Source organism: Nocardiopsis sp. NPDC058789, assembly GCF_042745575.1.
Classification (GTDB): Bacteria; Actinomycetota; Actinomycetes; order Streptosporangiales; family Streptosporangiaceae; genus Nocardiopsis; species Nocardiopsis eucommiae.
Map to the genome: position 1 here is coordinate 80,229 of NZ_JBHYOW010000013.1, position 18,912 is coordinate 99,140.

Annotated in this window: 14 protein-coding genes; 8 read left to right on the forward strand and 6 right to left on the reverse strand. The window is 71.2% G+C overall.

Annotated features, from left to right (window positions below; translation table 11 throughout):
- Positions 1 to 5: 5 nt before the first annotated feature.
- From sucB to ACFW3L_RS19975, 5 genes are all read left to right on the forward strand, one after another.
- Complete coding sequence (gene sucB, locus ACFW3L_RS19955; RefSeq protein WP_378742624.1) at positions 6 to 1,730, forward strand: 2-oxoglutarate dehydrogenase, E2 component, dihydrolipoamide succinyltransferase; 1,725 nt, start codon at positions 6 to 8, stop codon at positions 1,728 to 1,730.
- A 191-nt stretch (positions 1,731 to 1,921) separates the two neighbouring features.
- Positions 1,922 to 2,485 (forward strand): NADPH-dependent FMN reductase, encoded by a 564-nt coding sequence (locus ACFW3L_RS19960; protein ID WP_378742626.1) that lies wholly within the window; start codon positions 1,922 to 1,924, stop codon positions 2,483 to 2,485.
- Positions 2,486 to 2,847: 362 nt separating this feature from the next.
- The gene (gene lipB / locus ACFW3L_RS19965) at positions 2,848 to 3,552 is read left to right on the forward strand and encodes a lipoyl(octanoyl) transferase LipB (protein WP_378742628.1); all 705 of its coding nucleotides are present in this window, start codon (positions 2,848 to 2,850) and stop codon (positions 3,550 to 3,552) included.
- Between the two features lie 67 nt (positions 3,553 to 3,619).
- Positions 3,620 to 4,573: a lipoyl synthase gene (gene lipA / locus ACFW3L_RS19970; RefSeq protein WP_378742630.1), complete on the forward strand. Its 954-nt coding sequence runs from the start codon at positions 3,620 to 3,622 to the stop codon at positions 4,571 to 4,573.
- A gap of 215 nt (positions 4,574 to 4,788) precedes the next feature.
- Entirely contained in the window at positions 4,789 to 5,505 is a 717-nt protein-coding gene (locus ACFW3L_RS19975) for a DUF4191 domain-containing protein (protein WP_378742632.1), read from the forward strand.
- A gap of 72 nt (positions 5,506 to 5,577) precedes the next feature.
- Here the strand turns inward: ACFW3L_RS19975 and ACFW3L_RS19980 are convergent, their stop codons facing one another.
- From ACFW3L_RS19980 to ACFW3L_RS19990, 3 genes are all read right to left on the reverse strand, one after another.
- Positions 5,578 to 6,948 carry an LCP family protein gene (locus tag ACFW3L_RS19980; RefSeq protein ID WP_378742838.1) on the reverse strand — a complete coding sequence of 457 codons (1,371 nt, stop codon included), beginning with the start codon at positions 6,946 to 6,948 and terminating at the stop codon, positions 5,578 to 5,580.
- Positions 6,949 to 7,406: 458 nt separating this feature from the next.
- Positions 7,407 to 8,828: an LCP family protein gene (locus ACFW3L_RS19985; RefSeq protein ID WP_378742633.1), complete on the reverse strand. Its 1,422-nt coding sequence runs from the start codon at positions 8,826 to 8,828 to the stop codon at positions 7,407 to 7,409.
- A 229-nt stretch (positions 8,829 to 9,057) separates the two neighbouring features.
- The gene (locus tag ACFW3L_RS19990) at positions 9,058 to 9,564 is read right to left on the reverse strand and encodes an RDD family protein (RefSeq protein ID WP_378742635.1); all 507 of its coding nucleotides are present in this window, start codon (positions 9,562 to 9,564) and stop codon (positions 9,058 to 9,060) included.
- A gap of 329 nt (positions 9,565 to 9,893) precedes the next feature.
- On the opposite strand from ACFW3L_RS19990, the gene glnA reads away from it, so the two are divergent.
- Together glnA and ACFW3L_RS20000 are read left to right on the forward strand one after the other, a co-directional pair.
- Positions 9,894 to 11,318 (forward strand): type I glutamate--ammonia ligase, encoded by a 1,425-nt coding sequence (gene glnA, locus ACFW3L_RS19995; RefSeq protein WP_378742637.1) that lies wholly within the window; start codon positions 9,894 to 9,896, stop codon positions 11,316 to 11,318.
- A gap of 113 nt (positions 11,319 to 11,431) precedes the next feature.
- Positions 11,432 to 14,533 carry a bifunctional [glutamine synthetase] adenylyltransferase/[glutamine synthetase]-adenylyl-L-tyrosine phosphorylase gene (locus tag ACFW3L_RS20000; protein ID WP_378742639.1) on the forward strand — a complete coding sequence of 1,034 codons (3,102 nt, stop codon included), beginning with the start codon at positions 11,432 to 11,434 and terminating at the stop codon, positions 14,531 to 14,533.
- On the opposite strand, the gene ACFW3L_RS20005 is transcribed toward ACFW3L_RS20000, so the two are convergent.
- Positions 14,521 to 15,648 (reverse strand): sensor histidine kinase, encoded by a 1,128-nt coding sequence (locus tag ACFW3L_RS20005; RefSeq protein ID WP_378742641.1) that lies wholly within the window; start codon positions 15,646 to 15,648, stop codon positions 14,521 to 14,523. The genes ACFW3L_RS20000 and ACFW3L_RS20005 overlap by 13 nt on opposite strands.
- Positions 15,645 to 16,319 (reverse strand): response regulator transcription factor, encoded by a 675-nt coding sequence (locus ACFW3L_RS20010; RefSeq protein ID WP_378742643.1) that lies wholly within the window; start codon positions 16,317 to 16,319, stop codon positions 15,645 to 15,647. Before ACFW3L_RS20010 ends, ACFW3L_RS20005 begins: the two co-directional genes overlap by 4 nt.
- A 156-nt stretch (positions 16,320 to 16,475) precedes the next feature.
- Between ACFW3L_RS20010 and ACFW3L_RS20015 the strand changes: the two genes are divergently transcribed.
- Positions 16,476 to 17,048 carry a M15 family metallopeptidase gene (locus ACFW3L_RS20015; protein ID WP_378742645.1) on the forward strand — a complete coding sequence of 191 codons (573 nt, stop codon included), beginning with the start codon at positions 16,476 to 16,478 and terminating at the stop codon, positions 17,046 to 17,048.
- Between the two features lie 37 nt (positions 17,049 to 17,085).
- Here the strand turns inward: ACFW3L_RS20015 and ACFW3L_RS20020 are convergent, their stop codons facing one another.
- A complete protein-coding gene (locus ACFW3L_RS20020; protein ID WP_378742647.1) occupies positions 17,086 to 18,879 on the reverse strand; it encodes a carbohydrate-binding module family 20 domain-containing protein in 1,794 nt (597 codons plus the stop codon).
- Between the last annotated feature and the right edge of the window lie 33 nt (positions 18,880 to 18,912).

Genomic DNA, 18,912 nt, shown 5'->3' on the forward strand with positions numbered 1-18,912 from the left:
AATCCATGCCGACTTCCGTTTCCATGCCCGCCCTGGGTGAGAGCGTCACCGAGGGCACCGTCACCCAGTGGCTGAAGAACGTGGGCGACACCGTCGAGGTAGACGAGCCGCTCCTCGAGGTCTCCACCGACAAGGTGGACACCGAGATCCCGTCCCCGGTGGCCGGAGTGCTCACCAAGATCCTCGTCGACGAGGACGAGACCGTGGAGATCGGCGCGGAGATCGCGATCATCGGCGGCGACGGTGACGGCGCCGACGACGCGGCACCCGCGCCCGAGGCCGTACAGCCCGAGGCCGCCGAGCCCGAGCCCGAGCCGGAGCCCGCCGCTGAGGAGCCCGCCCCGGCACCCGCGGCCGAGCCCGAGCCCGCCGCCCCGGCCGCCGGGTCCGACGGCCCCGGCACCCCCGTGACCATCCCCGCCCTGGGTGAGAGCGTCACCGAGGGCACCATCACCCAGTGGCTGAAGAACGTCGGTGACACCGTCGAGGAGGACGAGCCGCTCCTCGAGGTCTCCACCGACAAGGTGGACACCGAGATCCCGTCCCCGGTGGCCGGAGTGCTCACCAAGATCCTCGTCAACGAGGACGAGACCGTGGAGATCGGCACGGAGATCGCGATCATCGGCGGCGCCTCCGGTTCCGCCCCCGCCCCGGCGGCACCGGCCCAGCCCGCCCCCGCGCCCAAGAGCGAGCCCGCCCCCGCCCCGTCCGCGCCTGCTCCCGCCGCACGTGAGCAGGACTCCGACAGCCCGTCGGTGGACATCGAGACCCTCAGTGGCACGGGTCAGGCCTCCGGCACCGACGCCGTGGCCGAGGGGTACGTGACCCCGCTGGTCCGCAAGCTCGCCAGCGAGCACCGCGTCGACCTCGCCCGGGTCACCGGCACCGGCGTGGGCGGTCGCATCCGCAAGCAGGACGTCCTCAAGGCCGCCGAGGCCCAGCGTTCGGCCGCCGCCGCTCCCGCGGCGCCCGCCGCGCGCCAGGTCACCTCGGACACCTCGGTGCGGGGCCGCACCGAGAAGCTGAGCCGTCTGCGCAAGTCCATCGCCGACCGCATGGTCGAGTCGCTGCGCGTCTCCGCCACGACGACCCAGGTCATCGAGGTCGACGTCAGCAAGATCGCGCGCCTGCGCGACCAGGCCGCCGACGACTTCGCCAAGCGTGAGGGTGTGGAGCTGGGCTTCTTCCCGTTCTTCGCCCAGGCCGCCGTGGAGGCCCTCAAGGCCCACCCGAAGGTCAACGCGGTGATCAACGCCGCCGAGCAGACGGTGACCTACCACGACGTCGAGAACCTGGCCGTCTCGGTGGACACCGAGCGCGGTCTGCTCGCCCCCGTGGTCAAGGACGCCGGTTCGCTGAACCTCGGTGGTCTGGCCCGCGGCCTCACCGACCTGACCGAGCGCGCCCACACCGGCAAGCTCGGCCCGGACGAGTTGGGCGGCGGCACGTTCTCGATCTCCGAGACGGGCCACACCGGCGCGCTCTTCGGCACGCCTATCATCAACCAGCCGCAGGTGGCGATCCTGGAGACCGGCGCGGTCGTCAAGCGTCCCGTGGTCGTCGAGGACGAGGCCATGGGCGGCGAGGTCATCGCGGTCCGCTCGATGGTCTACCTGTCGATGGCCCACGACCACCGTCTGATCGACAGCGCCGACGCCGGCCGCTTCCTCCAGACCGTGAAGGTGCGCCTGGAAGAGGGCGCCTTCGAGGGCGACCTCGGTCTGTCCTGAGCCCCTCCTCCCCTCCGGGAGGCCGCTCTCCGGCCCGGGCCGGGCACCCCACGGGTGCCCGGCCCGGGCCTTCTTCACGCCGGCGGCGCCCACCCGCCACCCCGACTTGACCTCAACAGGACTTGAGGTCCTATCGTTGTCTGGCCTCCCCGCCCTGCACTGCCACGGCCACCCGAAGACGAGGAACCCCCATGCACCAGCCGGACCTGCGGATCGCCGTCATCCTGGGCGGAAACCTCAACGGCCGCACCGGCACCGTGGTCTCCGGATGGTTCCTGGAGCGGGCCGCCTCCCGCCAGGACGTGGTCCTCGACGTCCTGGACGTGGCCGAGCTCGATCTGCGTGACGGCCACGGGACGGCGCTGGACGCCTTCTCGCCCCGGATCGACGCGGCGGACGGGTTCGTGGTGGTGACCCCGGAGTACAACCACGGCTATCCCGGACCGCTGAAGAGCGCCATCGACTCGGCGCGCAAGGAGTGGTTCGCCAAACCGGTCGCGTTCGTCTCCTACGGAGGCATGTCCGGCGGCCTGCGCGCCGTGGAACAGCTGCGCGCGGTCTTCGCCGAGCTGCACGCCACGTCGGTGCGGACCTCCGTGAGCCTGCACAACGCCCAGCGGATGTTCGGCGCGGAGGGCGGCCCCGTCGCGGAGCTGAGGGGAGCCGAGGACGCGGTGGAGGAGATGCTGGACCAGCTCGTGTGGTGGGCGCTGTCGCTGCGTGAGGCCCGCGCGCGCCGCCCCTTTCCCGGCTGAGGGAGAACAGGCGGCGAACGGTGGACGGGGCGGCGCCTGAACGGCACCGCCCCGTCTTTCTACCCCACCAATCACCATCCCCTGATGATCCCCATCATCAAAGGTCTGCGGGTCGGCGAACGCCTGCCAGCCCGACAGTGCGTCGCCCACGGTAGCTCCGCGCTGACGCGGAGTTCCATGTCCCACTCACAACCTAGAAGACCCAGCCGTCGCCCGCAGTCCTTTCACCGAAAAACTCGAGAAAAGTTCGACGGCAACGCCCTCGCGGGTCCTCCTATTCCCCCGACGACCCCGGCCACGGCAGTGCGCTATCCGACATCCTGCCCTGACCCGCCCCTCCCGCCGGGGCGTAAGGTGGAGGTGTGAGTGATCTCGTTTACGCATGGCTGGGCGACACTCCCGTCCCGTACCACCAGGGCTGGGATCTCCAGAGACGGCTCCACCAGAGCCGCGTCGCCGATGAGGTGGCCGACACGGTCCTCTTCCTGGAACACGAGCCGGTCTACACGGCGGGCAAGCGCACCGGGAGGTCGGATCGTCCCATGATCGATCCCGGGGCTCCCGTGGTGGACATCGACCGGGGCGGCAAGATCACGTGGCACGGTCCCGGCCAGCTGACGGTGTACCCGATCGTCAAGCTGCCGGACCCGATCGACGTGATCGCCTACGTCCGCATGCTGGAGGAGGCGATCATCCGCACCCTCTCCGACTACGGCCTCACGGGCCGACGGGTCGAGGGCCGCACCGGGGTCTGGCTGGACGCCGATCCCGAGCGCGGACTGACCGAGCGCAAGATCGCCGCGATCGGCTGCCGTATCGCCCGCGGGGTGGGGATGCACGGTCTGGCGTTGAACTGCGACAATGACATGTCGTGGTTCGACCGGATCGTCCCCTGCGGGATCTCCGACGCGGGGGTCACCTCGCTCACCAACGAACTGGGGCGCACCGTCACCGTCGCAGACGCGCGACCGCGCCTCGAACGGCACCTGGCCGACGTCCTCGGCGCGGCGGAGTACAGCCACACCGACGGCTCCGGAATGCTCTCCGGCGCCACCGCCCGCGGATGACTGACCACAGCCCCCATGAGGGGCGCGAGGGTCCCCGTCAAGGGGTACAGAAGGGAACGGGTTCGCGTTGACCATCGCTCCTGAGGGCCGCAAGCTGCTGCGCGTGGAGGCGCGCAACAGCGAGACCCCGATCGAGAGAAAGCCGCCGTGGATCAAGATCAAGGCGCACATGGGGCCCGAGTACACCGAGCTCCAGTCCCTGGTCAAGGGCGAGGGCCTGCACACCGTCTGCCAGGAGGCGGGCTGCCCCAACATCTTCGAGTGCTGGGAGGACCGGGAGGCCACGTTCCTCATCGGCGGTGACCAGTGCACCCGCCGCTGCGACTTCTGCCAGATCGCCACCGGCAAGCCGTCGGCGCTGGACCGGATGGAGCCGACCAAGGTCGCCACCTCCGTCAGGAAGATGGAGCTGCGGTACGCGACCGTCACCGGTGTGGCCCGCGACGACCTGGAGGACGGCGGCGCCTGGCTCTACGCCGAGACGGTCCGCAAGATCCACGAGCTCAACCCGGACACCGGCGTCGAGCTGCTCATCCCGGACTTCAACGCCGACCCCGACCAGCTGGCCGAGGTCTTCGGCTCGCGCCCCGAGGTCCTGGCCCACAACGTGGAGACCGTGCCGCGCATCTTCAAGCGCATCCGCCCGGGCTTCCGCTACGAGCGCTCGCTGAGGGTCATCACCGAGGCGCGTGACGCCGGTCTGGTCACCAAGTCCAACCTGATCCTGGGCATGGGCGAGACCCGCGAGGAGATCAGCGAGGCCATGCGCGACCTCCACGAGGCCGGGTGCGACCTGCTGACCATCACCCAGTACCTGCGCCCCTCCAAGCTGCACCACCCGATCGACCGCTGGGTGAAGCCGCAGGAGTTCGTGGAGCTGGGCAAGGAGGCCGAGGAGATCGGTTACGCCGGAGTCATGTCCGGTCCGCTCGTGCGTTCGTCCTACCGCGCCGGGACCCTGTACAAGCAGGCCCGCGAGAAGCGTGACGCCGAGGCCGCCAAGGTCACGAGCGACGCATAACGGCTGATACACCCGAGTCGTGACCAAGCTGGAACGGTGGCCCGCGGGCCACCGTTCCGCATCTCGGGAGCCGGACACATATCCTGGTGTTCCAAGGCGCCCAGCTGGCGGCGCCGGAAGGCGCCGCACCATAGGTCGACCGCGAAGAGGAGGCAAGGCAGCCCAGGGATCTCCTTCCCCACCGACGAGTTCGGTGTGCGCTGCCTGAAAGCACGATGGCGAAGAAGTCCGAGAAAACGACCGCCGGTCAGGGTGGCGAGAAGCAGCCGGGCCGGTTGAAGCAGATCGGCATGGTCGCCAAGGTCGTGCACAAGCAGAGCCCGCGGACGATCCCGATCGCGGTGGCCGTCGCGGTCGTGATCTTCGCGGCCTTCGTCGGTGTCGGCGTCTGGACCGGATCCTGGATCATCTGGCCGCTGACCGGTCTGCCGGTCGCCTTCCTGGTCGGTTTCATCATGTTCACCCGCGCCGCGCAGCGGGTCCAGTACCAGATGCTGGACGGCCGACTGGGCGCCGGGATGGCGATCCTGGAGAACATGCGCGGCAACTGGGCGGTCGAGCCCGGCGTGGCCGCGAACAAGCAGATGGACGTCGTCCACCGCGTGGTGGGCCGCCCCGGTGTGGTCCTGGTCGGTGAGGGCGACCCCGGTCGACTCAAGGGCCTGATCGCCGGCGAGAAGAAGCGCGTCGCCCGTGTCGCCCACGACACGCCCATCTACGACTTCAAGGTCGGCAACGGCGAGGACCAGGTGCCGGTCTCCAAGCTCCAGCGCGCGCTGGTCAAGCTGCCGCGCAACCTGGACAAGGGTGACACCGCCGAACTGAACTACCGGCTCAAGGCGCTGCCGCCCGCGATGCGGATGCCGAAGGGCCCGATGCCGAAGGGCGCGAAGCTGCCCAAGGGCATGCGCGGCAACAAGGCCGGGGGCTGATCCAGCCCGAGTACACGCGAACGGGGCCGTCACACCTGGTGTGACGGCCCCGTTCGCGTGTGGTGGGAGAACCTAGGAGCAGCTGACCTCGTCCTCGGCGGCGGAGGTGGTCTCGATGTCGTCGGCGGAGCCGCCCTCACTTCCGGGCTGCCCCCCGCCGGCCAGGCCGTCCCAGTCGGCGCCGCCCATGACCAGTTCCAGGTCGTCCCCGAGCGAGGGCTCCTCGACCACCTCCGCGACGGACAGGGCGGAGGCCAGGACCTCGGCGTGCTCGGCGCGGTCGGGCCCGTGGTAGACCGTGGTCGCGTCGGGGGCGCGCAGCTCGGGGTTGGTGGACTCGGTGACCACGAACCCCTCCGCCTCCAGGAGTCCCTGGACCTGGTTGCCCAGACCGTCGATCCCGGTGTTGTTGAGGACCCGCAGGGACACCTCGGAGGGCGCGACGCCGCCGGAGTCCTCCGCCTCCGCCTCGTCGTCCCCGGAGCCCTCGGTCATCTCACCCGACGCCACCGCCGTGAACAGCTCCTGGGCGGCGGTCTCCTCCAGCGCGACCTTGTTGGCGTCGGCGGGGTAGTCCGTGACCGGGGCGGTGACCATGTTCATGCGGCCCAGGTCGACCTCGCGCATGGCGACGGCCAGCTCGGTCATCTTGTCGGTGCCGAACTCGCTGTCGGTGGTCAGGCTGTCGGTGATGGAGTCCAGGAAGCCGTAGAGGGTGCTGGGGCTCGACAGGATCTCGCCCTCGGTGACCTCGCGCAGGATCGCGCCGATCATGCGCTGCTGGTTCTCGATCCGACCCAGGTCGCTGCCGTTCTCCGCGCTGTCGCGGGAGCGCGCCAGCCCCAGGGCCTGTTCCCCGTCGAGCCGCTGGAGTCCGGCGTCCAGCACCAGGTGCGCCTTGGGGTCGTCGATGGGCTCGGGGACGCACATCTCGATGCCGCCGATCGAGTCCACGATGTTCTCGAACCCGGCGAAGTCCACCAGGACCATGTGGTCGAGGTGGATGCCGGTGACGGTCTCCACCGTGTTGCCCTGGCAGTCCATGCCGCCGTAGGTCATCGCGTGGTTGAGCTGGTCGACGCCGCCGTTCCAGCCCTCGCCCTCGTCGCCTCCGGCGCAGGGCGGGATCTCGACCATCGTGTCGCGGGGGAGGTTCACCATGGTCACCCCGCCCGCGTCGACGTCGATGCTGACGACCACCAGGACGTCGGGGCGGATGCCGTTCAGCTCGTTGTAGCCAGCGTCGTCCCCCGCCCGCTCGTCGGTGCCCAGGAGCAGGATGTTGTGCACCCCGTCCACCTGGGCGGGCCGGTCACCCCAGCCGTCGGTGTCGATCTCGGCGGTGTCGAGGGCGAAGACGTCCTGGTAGACGCCGTAGCCAGCCAGACTCCCGGCGATGACCACCCCGGTCATCCCGCACGCCGCCCACTTGCCGAGGGTCATCCCGGCGGCGGCCTTCGACACGTTTCCTGGAGCCAAGAGGGCACCTGCGATCCGATCTGGGACATGAGAGGAGAAAGCGCCCGAAGGGAAACCAGTCACGGGGGGCTCCCCCTGACTACTCGGACGTAACCCCCCGGATGGTACCGGAACGGTCTCGTTGTGTCAGACCCCGCTCACGAGAACGGGGGCGCCCCGGCCAGGGCGCCCCCGCGAGATCGTGGTCAAGGGCGTGTTTTTGTGGATGCTTTCGCCGGTGGCGGCGGAGCCGCCATCGATGCGAGCGGCCGTCAGGCCATCTCTCGCAAGACGATGAGTGAAGCTGCCCCTACTGTGCCCTGCTACGCGAGCTCCGCAGCTTCGCACAGCGGGGGCCCGCCCGGGTTTGGCTGTCCGAGCTTCATCGGCGCGGCGAGAGGCAGCCTGGCAACGCGAGCGCGGAATGATCCACAAAACACGGTCTAGCAGGCGCTTTCCTGCTTCTCGGCGGTGACGCCGCCGAGGTCGTCGGTGATGGACAGGTCACTCCCGGAGGAAGAGCCGCCGAAGCCCTCCCAGTCCGATCCGGCGACGAGTTCGAGGGTCTGTTCCAGGCCCTCGGCCTCCTCGGTCTGGGCGTTGGTGAGGCTGTCCGCGAGCAGCTTGGCCGCGGCCTCGTCCCCCGGACCGTGGTAGACGGTGGTGAGTTCGGGAACACGGGCCTCGGGGTTGCCGACCCCCGTGACCACGAAGCCCTCCTGGACCAGGACGGCCTGGATCTCCAGGGCGAGGCCGTCGATTCCGGTGTTGTTGGCGATCTCGACCGAGACGTCGCCGGGCTCGACCGTGACGTCCTCGGCCTGGTTGTCGTCCTTCGCGTCGCCGTCGCCGTCGCCGCCGAGGTCCTCGCCGTTGTTGATCGCCTCGAACAGGGCCGGGGCCGCGTCACTCATGATGATGCGGTTCTCGTCGGCCGGGTGGGCGCCGTTGGGAACCGTGACGAACTGGACCCGGTCCAGGTCGACCTCGCGCATCGAGATGGCGATGTCGGCCATGGTGTCCACCGTCAGCTCCTCGTCGGTGGTGATCGAGTCGGTGACGGCGCCCAGGAAGCGGGTGATGGTGACGGGGCTGGTCATCACGTCGCTGCTGAGCACCTCGCGGAGCATGGCGCCCATGAACTCCTGCTGGCGGTCGATCCGGGACAGGTCGCTGCCGTCGCCCTGGGAGTAGCGCGAGCGGACGAAGCCGAGCGAGTCCTCACCGTCCAGGGTCTGGAGCCCGGCGTCGAGCACCAGGTGCGCCTTGGGGTCGTCCACCGGTTCGGGGATGCACATCTCGACGCCGCCGATGGCGTCCACCATGTCCTTGAAACCGACGAAGTCCATCATCAGGAAGTGGTCCAGGTGCACACCCGTGACCTGCTCGACCGCCTGCCACTGGCAGCCCACCCCGCCGAAGGTCATGGCGGAGTTGATCATGCCCTGCTGGGCCTGCATGCCCTCGTAGCCCTCCGTCGCCTCGCAGCCGGGCAGGTCGACCATGAGGTCGCGGGGCAGGTTCACCAGGGTCGCCGCGCCGTTGTCCACGTTGATGCTCGCGATGAGCATCGTGTCCGGACGCTCGCCCTCGACCTCGCCGTACTCGGCGTTCTCCCCCGAGCGCACGTCCGAGCCGATGATGAGGATGTTCATGACGCCCTCGACGCTCGTGGGCCGGTCCCACTCGTCGGTGTCCACCTGGGCGGTCGTGATGTTGCCGATCAGACCCTGGTACCAGCCGTAACCGCCGAGGCTGGCGATGATGGCCAGCGCGGTCGCGACGCACGCGACCCACTGTCCGGCGGACAACCGGGCGGTGCTGAGGGCACCGGTGTTGCGAGGGGCGGAGCGTCTTCCAGCCATGCGAACCTTCGAGGGTGCGAGGAGACCTTGAGGGGGGCGGGTTCAGGGCAGCCAGGGCGCGTCCGGACGGCACACCCGCCGGAGTGGCGGGGCGTCGACGTGCGGTACACGGCCCGAGGTCGCGGGGGTCCCTGCGGGAATGCCGTGAACGGATGCTAACAGCAGCTCGGTACGGGTTCGCACGCGCGTGCGCATGGCGTCCGGGGAGCGTGGGACCGGGCGAGTGCGCTCAGTAACGGGTCGCGACGGTCCCGGCGGCGCGGTCGTGCAGGCCCCGGGTGTCACGGTCGTAGACCACGGCCGGGATCACCAGGCACAACAGCAGGGTGCGCACGGCCATGGAGGCGATCCAGGGCCAGCCGCGCTCACCGGTGGCGGTGATACCGATCCCGACGAGTCGGCGTCCGATCGTCGTGCCGAACATGGTCAGCAGGAGGAGGTTCATCGCCGCGAACACCACCAGGGTGGACAGGGTGGTGAAGTTGGTGAGGGCGATGGCCTCGGGGTCGCCCCCTGCCGCCGCCGCTGCGGCCAGTTCCTGACCGATGAGCCCGAAGCTGAGCGCGACCCACACCAGCATCGCGGAGATGGCCCAGTCGAGGGCGAGGCCGACCAGGCGGCGCATGACCCCGGGCACCGACCCGCTGCCGCTCTCGGGCAGACCCAGCCGGTTGCCGCGGTAACGGAAGTCGTCATCGGAGACCGTGGGGGCGCCGCTCCGGCTCTTGTCGCTCATGTTTTTCACGTTATCCGCCCCGTGTCACCCCCCGCGCGCGGGTCCGCTCGACGCCGGTGACATGCGGACGGAGGGCGCGTGGCACAGGTCACTCCGAAGGCCGCCGACGCCCCGGTTTCGCCCCGAAACAGGCGGAATCACCGTTCCGGGACCACCGGCCAACCCGGGCGACCGGCTCCGTAACATGCAGGAAACAATAGAGACACGGCGTGGAAATCACGCGCTCCTAGCTTCGATGACGAGGCCGGGAGACGGCGCGTGGTTCGACACGGCCGCGATGGCGCGGGCCGCGAACCCGCCGTCTCAGCTATCTGCACGGAGGTTCCGTTTTGTTCAGCAGCGTCGACGAGGTGCTCGCCTACATCCGAGATGAGGACGTCAAGTTCTTCGACGTCCGGTTCACGGACCTGTTCGGGGGCGTCAACCACGTTACCCTCCCGGTCGAGAACGTGGACGCGTCCACGTTCACCGATGGTCAGATGTTCGACGGTTCCTCGATCCGCGGGTTCCAGGCCATCCACGAGTCCGACATGCTGCTCCTGCCCGACCTGAGCACCGGTGTCCTGGACCCGTTCCGCAAGCACAAGACGCTGAACATGACGTTCTTCGTCCACGACCCGCTCACGCTGGAGTCGTACAGCCGCGACCCGCGCAACGTCGCCCGCAAGGCCGAGGCCTACCTCACGGGCTCCGGTGTGGCCGACACCGCCTTCTTCGGCCCCGAGGCCGAGTTCTACATCTTCGACGACGTCAAGTTCGAGACGCGCGCGAACACCGGCTACTACGAGATCGACTCGATCGAGGGCGCCTGGAACACCGGCTCCGCGATCGAGGGCGGCAACCGCGGCTACCGTCCGCGCTTCAAGGGCGGCTACTTCCCCGTCGAGCCGGTCGACCACTACAGCGACCTGCGCTCGGACATGGTGCGGACCCTGATCGACTCCGGTATCGAGGTGGAGCTCCAGCACCACGAGGTCGGCACCGCCGGCCAGGCCGAGATCGGCATCAAGTTCGGCACGCTGCTCCAGCAGGCCGACAAGGTCCAGCTGTACAAGTACATCGTGAAGAACGTGGCGAACGAGGCGGGCAAGACCGCCACGTTCATGCCGAAGCCGCTCTTCGGTGACAACGGTTCGGGCATGCACTGCCACCAGAGCCTGTGGAAGGACGGCGCGCCGCTGTTCTTCGACGAGGCCGGCTACGGCCAGCTCTCGGACACGGCCCGCCACTACATCGGTGGTCTGCTCAAGCACGCCTCGGCGCTGCTGGCCTTCACCAACCCGACGGTGAACTCCTTCCACCGCCTGGTGCCGGGCTACGAGGCCCCGATCAACCTGGTCTACAGCCAGCGGAACCGTTCGGCCTGCATCCGCCTGCCGCTCACCGGCTCCAACCCGAAGGCCAAGCGCATCGAGTTCCGGGTGCCGGACCCCTCGGCCAACCCGTACCTGGCCTTCTCCGCCATGCTCATGGCGGGTCTGGACGGCATCAAGAACAAGATCGAGCCGCCGGAGCCGGTCGACAAGGACCTGTACGAGCTGCCCCCGGCCGAGGCCGCGGCGATCGAGACGGTCCCGGCGTCCCTGGAGGCCGCTCTGGAGGCCCTGGAGGCCGACCACGAGTTCCTGCTGGAGGGCGGGGTCTTCACCAAGGACCTCATCGAGACCTACATCGACTACAAGCGCACCGAGGAGATCGACTCCCTGCGCCTGCGCCCGCACCCGCGCGAGTTCGAGCTCTACTACGACATCTAGTCACACCCCCTCGGGGCCGGTATCCAGTTCGGGTACCGGCCCCGAGCCGGTTCCGGGGTCCGGATCCCCGATACGGCTACCGTTGACGCGTGGCAAGGGACGGAAGAACCAACATGACAGCGGGCGCGCTCGCTCGACGCGGTTTCAGTGACAGCACCCGGGCCCTGCGGCTGGTGGAGGAGGCGGGGCTGGACGCCCTGGCCGACACCGAGGTGATCGGTGCCCTCGCAGCGGCGGCCGACCCGGACCAGGCGCTGCTGGGCCTCCTCCGGCTGCTGGAGGTCGCACCGGACCCGGAGGAGGTGCGTGTCGCCCTCCGCGAGGAACGCGACCTGCGCACCCGGCTGTGCCGTGTCCTGGGGGCCAGCACGGCGCTCACCGACCACCTGGTGCGGCACCCCGGTGACTGGCGTGAGCTGCGCGGCGCCGACGCCGCGCGCACCCCGGACCGCGAGGAGCTGCGCCGGGGGCTGATGCACACCGTGGGCGCGTGCCCCGACGAGCCCGCTCCGACGGCCGACCTCTCTCTGGGGCAGGGCGAGGAGGGGGAGGCCTCGGCCGTGCTGCGGCACACGCTGCGGGTGGCCTACCGGCGCCGTGTGCTGCGGCTGGCCGGGCGGGACCTGACCGGGGTGAACACCGTGGACGAGGTCGCCGCCGAGCTTGCCGACCTGGCGGCGGCGACCCTGGACGCGGCGCTCGCGGTGGCCCGCGCGGAGTCCCCCGAGGACGCCGCGCTGTGCCGTCTGAGCGTGATCGGGATGGGCAAGTGCGGCGGCCGTGAACTGAACTACGTCAGTGACGTGGACGTGGTGTTCGTGGCCGAGCCCGCCACCGGCGCCGACGGTGCGCCCGCCGACGACCAGGAGGCCCAGCGGGCCGCCACCCGGCTCGCGACCGCCATGATGCGCGTCCCGTCGGAGACCGACGCGGAGGGCACCCTGTGGGAGGTGGACCCGGCCCTGCGTCCGGAGGGCCGTAACGGTCCCCTGGTCCGGCCGCTCGCGGGGCACCTGGCTTACTACGAGCGCTGGGCCAAGACCTGGGAGTTCCAGGCGTTGCTCAAGGCCCGGCCGATCGCCGGTGACGAGGAGCTGGGACGGCGGTACGCGGAGGCCATCGCACCGCTGGTGTGGGAGGCCTCCGGCCGCAAGGACTTCGTGGAGGACGTGCAGGCCATGCGCCGCCGGGTGGTGGCGCACATCCCCGCCGGGCAGGCCGAGCACGAACTGAAGCTGGGGCCCGGGGGGCTGCGCGACATCGAGTTCTCCGTGCAGCTGCTCCAGCTGGTGCACGGGCGTTCGGACGAGCGCCTGAGGTCGGGCAACACCCTCCAGGCGCTCTCGGCGCTGTCGGAGTACGGCTACGTGGGGCGGCGGGACGCGGCGGGGCTGTCCGACGCCTACCGCTTCCTGCGGCGGGTGGAGCACCTGCTGCAGCTGGAGCGGCTGCGCCGGACCCACCTGATGCCCGATCCCCAGGCCGCCGACGGTCCGTCACGGCTGCGGCAGCTGGGCCGTGCCCTGGGGTTCACCGCCGACTCGGTGCGCGAGCTGACCGATGCGCGCAAGCGGGTGTCTGCGGAGGTGCGGCGCCTGCACGAGAAGCTCTTCTACCGCCCGCTGCTGAACGCGGTGGCCGCCCTGCCCGAGGACGAGATCCGGCTCTCCGCCGACCAGGCCGTGGAGCGGCTGGGGGCGCTGGGCTTCGTGGACCCGCGCGGGGCGCTGCGCCACCTTCAGTCGCTGACGTCGGGGCTGTCCCGGCGCGCGGCCATCCAGCGCACACTGCTGCCGGTGATGCTGGGCTGGTTCGCGGACTCCCCCGACCCGGACGCGGGACTGCTCGGGTTCCGTCAGGTCAGCGACGCGCTGGGCACCACGCCCTGGTACCTCCGGCTGCTGCGCGACGACGTCCGGGTGGCCGAGCGGATGGCGTGGCTGCTGGGGACCAGCCGGTACGTGACCGAACTGCTGCTGCGGGCCCCGGAGGCGGTGGCCATGCTGGGCGACGACGCCGACCTCCGACGGCGCGAGCGCAGGTCGCTGATGGCCGAGGCCGACGCGGCCCTGCGCCGCTACGACACCCCGGAGGAGGCGGTGTCGGCGGTGCGGGCGCTGCGCCGGCGGGAGCTGCTGCGCACGGCCGCCGCCGACCTGCTGGGCGTGTGCTCGGTCGAGGAGGTGGGCCGGGCGCTCACCGGGATCGCGGAGGTCACCATCGACGCCGCCCTGCGCGCGGCCTACACCAAGGTGATCTCCGAGTCCGGCGGCGAGGTGCTCACCCGGGTGTGCGTGGTGGCGATGGGCCGGTTCGGCGGTGGTGAGCTGACGTACGCCAGCGACGCCGACGTGATGTACGTGCACGACCCCATGCCGGACGTGGACTCGGGCGCGGCCACCAAACAGGCCATGGCGATCGTGCGGGAACTGGCCCGGCTGCTGGAGATGCCGCAGGCCGAGCCCGCGCTGAAGGTCGACACGGACCTGCGCCCGGAGGGCCGCAGCGGGCCGGTGGTGCGCACGCTGGACTCCTACGCCGCCTACTACGGGCGCTGGTCGCAGGTGTGGGAGAGCCAGGCGCTGCTGCGGGCGCGGCCGATCGCCGGGGACGAGGGGCTGCGTTCGGCGTTCGTGGCGCTGATCGACCCGATCCGCTATCCGGTGGGGGGCGTCTCCCCCGCCTCCGTGTTGGAGATCCGCAAGCTCAAGGCACGTATGGAGGCCGAACGGCTGCCGCGCGGGGCGGACCCGACCCTGCACACGAAGCTGGGCCGGGGCGGGCTGTCGGACGTGGAGTGGGTGGCGCAGCTGCTGCAGCTGCGGCACGCGCACGAGTTCCCGGACCTGCGTACCCCGCAGACACTGCCCGCGCTGGCGGTGGCGGTGGCGCACGGGTTCCTGGCCGCCGACGACGGTGTGGTGCTGGAACGGTCGTGGCGGCTGGCCTCACGGGTGCGCGGCATGGTGATGCTGGTACGCGGCCGGGGCGGCGACTCGATCCCGCACGACCTGCGGGTGCGCGCGGCGCTGGCCCAGGCCATGGGGTACGGCGACGGGGACGGGGACGACACGGACGGCGAGGGTGCCGAGGAGGACGGCGCGGCGGCGGAGGGTCCCGAGCCCGAGGGTCCGGCGGAGCAGCTGACCGAGTCCTACCTGCGCACGACCCGGCGGGCGCGCGCGGTGATGGAACGGGCCTTCTACGACGACTGACGGGTGTCCCGGGCGGGGAGGGTGACCGTGACGGTGAGACCCCCTCCCTGGTCGGCCCCGCGTGGGCGCAGGTCCAGGGTGCCGCCGTGGACCTGCGCGACCCGGGCCACCAGAGCCAGACCGAGCCCGTGTCCCTGACCGGTACCGACCCGTCCCGCGCCGCGCAGGAAGGGTTCGTGCAGGCGGGCGGCGGCCTCCGGGGTGTACACGGGGCCGGTGTTCTCGACCCTCAGGACGACGCCGCCGGTGCGCGGGTCGCGGTCGGTGGTGACGTGGGCGGTCCCACCCGGGCCCTGGAGGTTGTGCCTCAGGGCGTTGCGCACCAGGTTCTCGGTGAGCTGGGTGAGCAGCGCGGTGTCACCGACCACCGGGGCCGGGGAGAGCGCGTGGTCCAGTCGCACCCCCGCCTGACGCGCCTCATCGGCGGTCTCCGCCGCGACCTCGCGGGCGATCTCGGCGAGGTCCGCGGGTGCGGACACGGCGGTGACGGCGTTGGCGTCGGCCAGCCGCAGCAGCGCCTCGGTGAGGGCGATCGCCCGGGCGTTGGTGAGGTCCAGGCGTTCGAGCAGGCGCGGGTGGTCCTGGCCCTCGGGGTCGCGCCGGGCCACGTCCAGGAGGGTCGCGTTGACCGCCAGCGGGGTGCGGAGTTCGTGGGAGGCGTTGGCGGCGAACCTCTCCTGCGCCTCGAAGGCGTCCTGGAGGCGGTCCAGCATGTGGTCGAAGGCGTCGGCCAGCTGGCGGAACTCGTCGTTGCGGCCGGAGAGCGCGACGCGGTGCCCGAGCCGCCCGGTCGTGGCGGCCAGCACGGCCTCGTTGATCCGGTTCAGGGGCCGCAGCACCCACCCCGCCAGGTACCAGCCGCCGACCAGCCCGATCACGGCCAGCACCAGCAGGACGCCGCCGGAGACGCGGACGACGGCCTCCAGGATCTGGGCGCGGGCCGCGATGGGCTGCCCGAGGTCGCTGGGGTTGGCGGCGGTGAGCGGGTAGTCGGGCACGTACCGCAGCACCACGTACACCCCGGCCAGCACGGCCAGGCCCGCCACGACCAGGAACCCGGCGTAGCCCAGGGTGAGGCGCAGGCGGGCGCTGACCCGTACCCGCACGCCGTTCACCGGGCCTCCCCGGGGACCACCAGGCGGTAGCCCACGCCGGGAACGGTCACGATGGGGTCCGGTTCCCCCAGCACCCGGCGGAGTTGGGACACCGTCACCCGGGGCGCGCTGGTGAAGGGGTCGGCGTGCTCGTCCCAGACCTTCTCCAGGAGGGTCTCCGCGCTGACCGCTCCCCCGTCCGCCCGCATGAGCAGTTCGAGGACGGCGAACTGCTTGCGGGGCAGCCGGAGGTAGCGGCCGGAACGGTGGGCCTCCCGGCGGTAGGGGTCCAGACGCAGGTCGCCCCGCTCCAGCACCGGCTGGACCGTGGCGGCGGGCCGCCGGGCCAGCGCGCGCAGGCGCATGACCAGCTCCTCGACCGCGAAGGGTTTGGTGAGGTAGTCGTCGGCGCCCAGGGCGAAGCCGTCCACCTTGTCACGGAGCCGGGCGGCGGCGGTGAGCATGAGCACCCGTGTACCGGGGTGGTCGCGGGCGATGACCGCGCACACCTGGTCACCGTGGGTTCCGGGGAGGTCCCGGTCGAGGACGACCACGTCGTAGTCGTTGACCCCGATCCGCTCCAGGGCCGCGTCACCGTCCAGGGCGACGTCGGCGGCGATGGCCTCGTGGCGCAGACCCGCCTGGAGTGCCTCCGCCATGAAGACCTCGTCCTCGACCACCAGCACGCGCATGCGCTCCCCCCGTCCCTCGGCCGACGGCCCAGTCTAGGCAGGGGCGGTGTTGCGGAAGTGTTGGCTCGTCCGCACACATCCGCGCAACACCGTCCCTGGTGACCTGGGGCCTTCGGTACCGGACACGGGGTCCGGTCCACGGAGGAGGGACGTCCCATGTGCCGTCGACCGACCGTTCTGGCCACCGTCGCCGTGGCCGTCCTGACCCTGGCGGGGTGCGCCTCGGCCGGGGCGGCCGACGGGGGGAAGGCGCGGACCGGCCTCCCGGTGACCCGGCTGACCCCGTTGGGCGAGGGCGACGGGTTCGTCCCCGAGGGCGGGGGCCTGGACCCCGACGAGGACGTGCCCGCGCTGTCCGAGCTGGACCCGGACCTGGTGGCGGCGGTCCGAGAGGCCGCCGGGGCCGCTCTGGAGGAGGACGGCATCGAGGTGCTGGTGACCAGCGGATGGCGCAGCGAGCGCTATCAGCGGTTCCTGCTGGAGTCGGCCGTGGGGGTGTACGGGAGCGAGGAGGAGGCGGCCCGGTGGGTGGCCTCCCCCGAGGACTCCTCGCACGTCACGGGGGAGGCGGTGGACGTGGGCCGCACCGACGCCGCGTACTGGTTCGCCCAGCACGGGGCGCGGTTCGGGCTCTGCCAGACCTACGCCAACGAGGTGTGGCACTACGAGCTCGCGGTGGACCCGGGCGGGACCTGCCCGGCGCCGAAGGAGGACGCCTCGGCGGGGTGAGCCGGACCGGGCGCCCCCGTGGGGACGCCCGGTGGCCTCAGCGCTGACCCCAGGTGACGGTGGTGGCCGGGCCGACGCGGTTGGCGCCGGGCTCCCAGTCCGCGCCGTCCGGGGACACCCGGACCAGCTTCCACTCGGTGTCGGCGCCGAGGGTGACACGGCCGGACCACTGCGGGTAGGTGGACGCGTCGGTGCTCAGCGGGGCGCCGTCCGCCGGGTTCCACGACCCCAGTTCGGGGGTGGAGCCGACGACGAACACCTCCTGACCGGGCCGGGTCTCGACCGTCGCGGTCAGGGTGTCGCCGGGCTCGCCCGGCTCGCCCGGACCTCCGCCGCAGTCCTGCTCGCACTCGCCGCCCACGTGCAGCGCCAGGGCGCCGTCGGCGGGGACGGTCGCACTGACCTGGCCCGAGGAGACCGTGGCGGTGCCGGGTCCGGACGCGTTGTCGTACTCGCCGTCCGGGAGCGCCGTCGGGGCGGTCAGGGCCCAGTCTCCGCCCGAGGCGTTGAAGGCGGCGAACCCGGCCTCGCCCCGGTCGAAGGCCACACGGGAGGATCCGTCGCGGGCCCGTTCGGTGAGGCCGGAGTCCCCCACCGCCGACCGGAAGGCCACCATGCCGCTGACGGCCTCGTTCCGGTGCTCGCAGACCCACGCGGCGCCGGAGCAGTCGCTGTCCTCGGTGATCCACCCGGCGGGGTTGCCGTCCTGGCCCGCGCTGGGCGGGCCCTCGGTCACGTTGCCCTCGAAGTCGTAGCTGGACATCACCACGGGGGTGCCGTAGGGGTGGGCGAGCATGAACGCGGTGGCGAGGTAGTAGCGGTCGCCGTCCACGTAGGTGAGGGTCGGCTCGTAGCGCTGGGTGTCGTGGTTGTCGACGAAGACCACGGCCTCGTCGGAGGTGAGGCCGCCGTGGTCGGGCATGTCGGTGAGCCCGGCGATGTCACCGTTGGCGAAGCCGGAGGCGACGGAGCGCTTGTAGTCGAAGTTGGTGACCTGCCCGTAGGGCGTGTAAGCGGTGTAGGGGATGGTCTGGTCGCCGTAGACCTCGTGGAACACCCGGGGGGCGCCGCCGAACCCGGGGACGTCGTCCAGGGCCCCGATGATGGCGCCCATGTCGTCCTCGGGGACGTGCTTGGAGGCGTCCACCCGGAAGCCGCCGACCCCCATGGCCACCAGGCCGTTGAGGTACCGGACGATCTGGTCACGGACGTGCGGGGAGCCGGTGTCCAGGTCGGCCAGGTCGAGGAGCTGGCAGTTCTGCACCTCGTCCTTGTCGTTCCAGTTCTCGATGGTGTCGTAGCAGGGACCGAAGTCGTCGTAGGAGTAGGCGGCCGTGCCGTCCCCGAACAGGTCGGGGTACTCGTAGCGCTCCCACTCGGTGCCGGCGCTGCCGGTGCTGGTGCCCTCGGCCGGTCCGGTCATGTGGTTGATGACGGCGTCCACGTAGATCCGGACGCCGTTGTCGGCACACGTGGAGACCATCGCCTGGAAGTCCTCGGCGGTGCCGCGCCGGGTGTTGTCGATCCGGTAGGAGACCGGCTGGTAGTCCTGCCACCAGGGGTGGTTGCCGCCCTCGGAGAAGGGGACGACCACGTGTTCCTGGGGCGGGGAGACCTGGACGCCGCCGTACCCGGCGGGGCCGAGGAATTCGGCGCACTCGGCGGCGACGGAGTCCCAGTTCCACTGGAAGAGGTGGACGATCGTGTCGTCGTTGGCGTTCTGCGCGGAGACGGGTGCGGCGTCCTGGGTGGCGGCCTGGCCGGGTACCGCCAACAGGGCGGCTCCCATCAGGGCCGCTCCGAGGAGGGCGCCGACGCGGGGTGTTCTCATGTGCGCTCCTTGGGGGGAGGTGCCGCATGCTCT

What these genes read in the sequence shown, in the direction of transcription:
- ACFW3L_RS20020 (WP_378742647.1), bottom strand. Translation starts at nt 18,879, where the DNA reads ATGAGAACACCCCGCGTCGGCGCCCTCCTCGGAGCGGCCCTGATGGGA.
- ACFW3L_RS20015 (WP_378742645.1), top strand. Translation starts at nt 16,476, where the DNA reads ATGTGCCGTCGACCGACCGTTCTGGCCACCGTCGCCGTGGCCGTCCTG.
- ACFW3L_RS20010 (WP_378742643.1), bottom strand. Translation starts at nt 16,319, where the DNA reads ATGCGCGTGCTGGTGGTCGAGGACGAGGTCTTCATGGCGGAGGCACTC.
- ACFW3L_RS19980 (WP_378742838.1), bottom strand. Translation starts at nt 6,948, where the DNA reads ATGACCCTCGGCAAGTGGGCGGCGTGCGGGATGACCGGGGTGGTCATC.
- ACFW3L_RS20000 (WP_378742639.1), top strand. Translation starts at nt 11,432, where the DNA reads ATGACAGCGGGCGCGCTCGCTCGACGCGGTTTCAGTGACAGCACCCGG.
- ACFW3L_RS19985 (WP_378742633.1), bottom strand. Translation starts at nt 8,828, where the DNA reads ATGGCTGGAAGACGCTCCGCCCCTCGCAACACCGGTGCCCTCAGCACC.
- ACFW3L_RS19960 (WP_378742626.1), top strand. Translation starts at nt 1,922, where the DNA reads ATGCACCAGCCGGACCTGCGGATCGCCGTCATCCTGGGCGGAAACCTC.
- ACFW3L_RS19975 (WP_378742632.1), top strand. Translation starts at nt 4,789, where the DNA reads ATGGCGAAGAAGTCCGAGAAAACGACCGCCGGTCAGGGTGGCGAGAAG.
- sucB (WP_378742624.1), top strand. Translation starts at nt 6, where the DNA reads ATGCCGACTTCCGTTTCCATGCCCGCCCTGGGTGAGAGCGTCACCGAG.
- ACFW3L_RS19990 (WP_378742635.1), bottom strand. Translation starts at nt 9,564, where the DNA reads ATGAGCGACAAGAGCCGGAGCGGCGCCCCCACGGTCTCCGATGACGAC.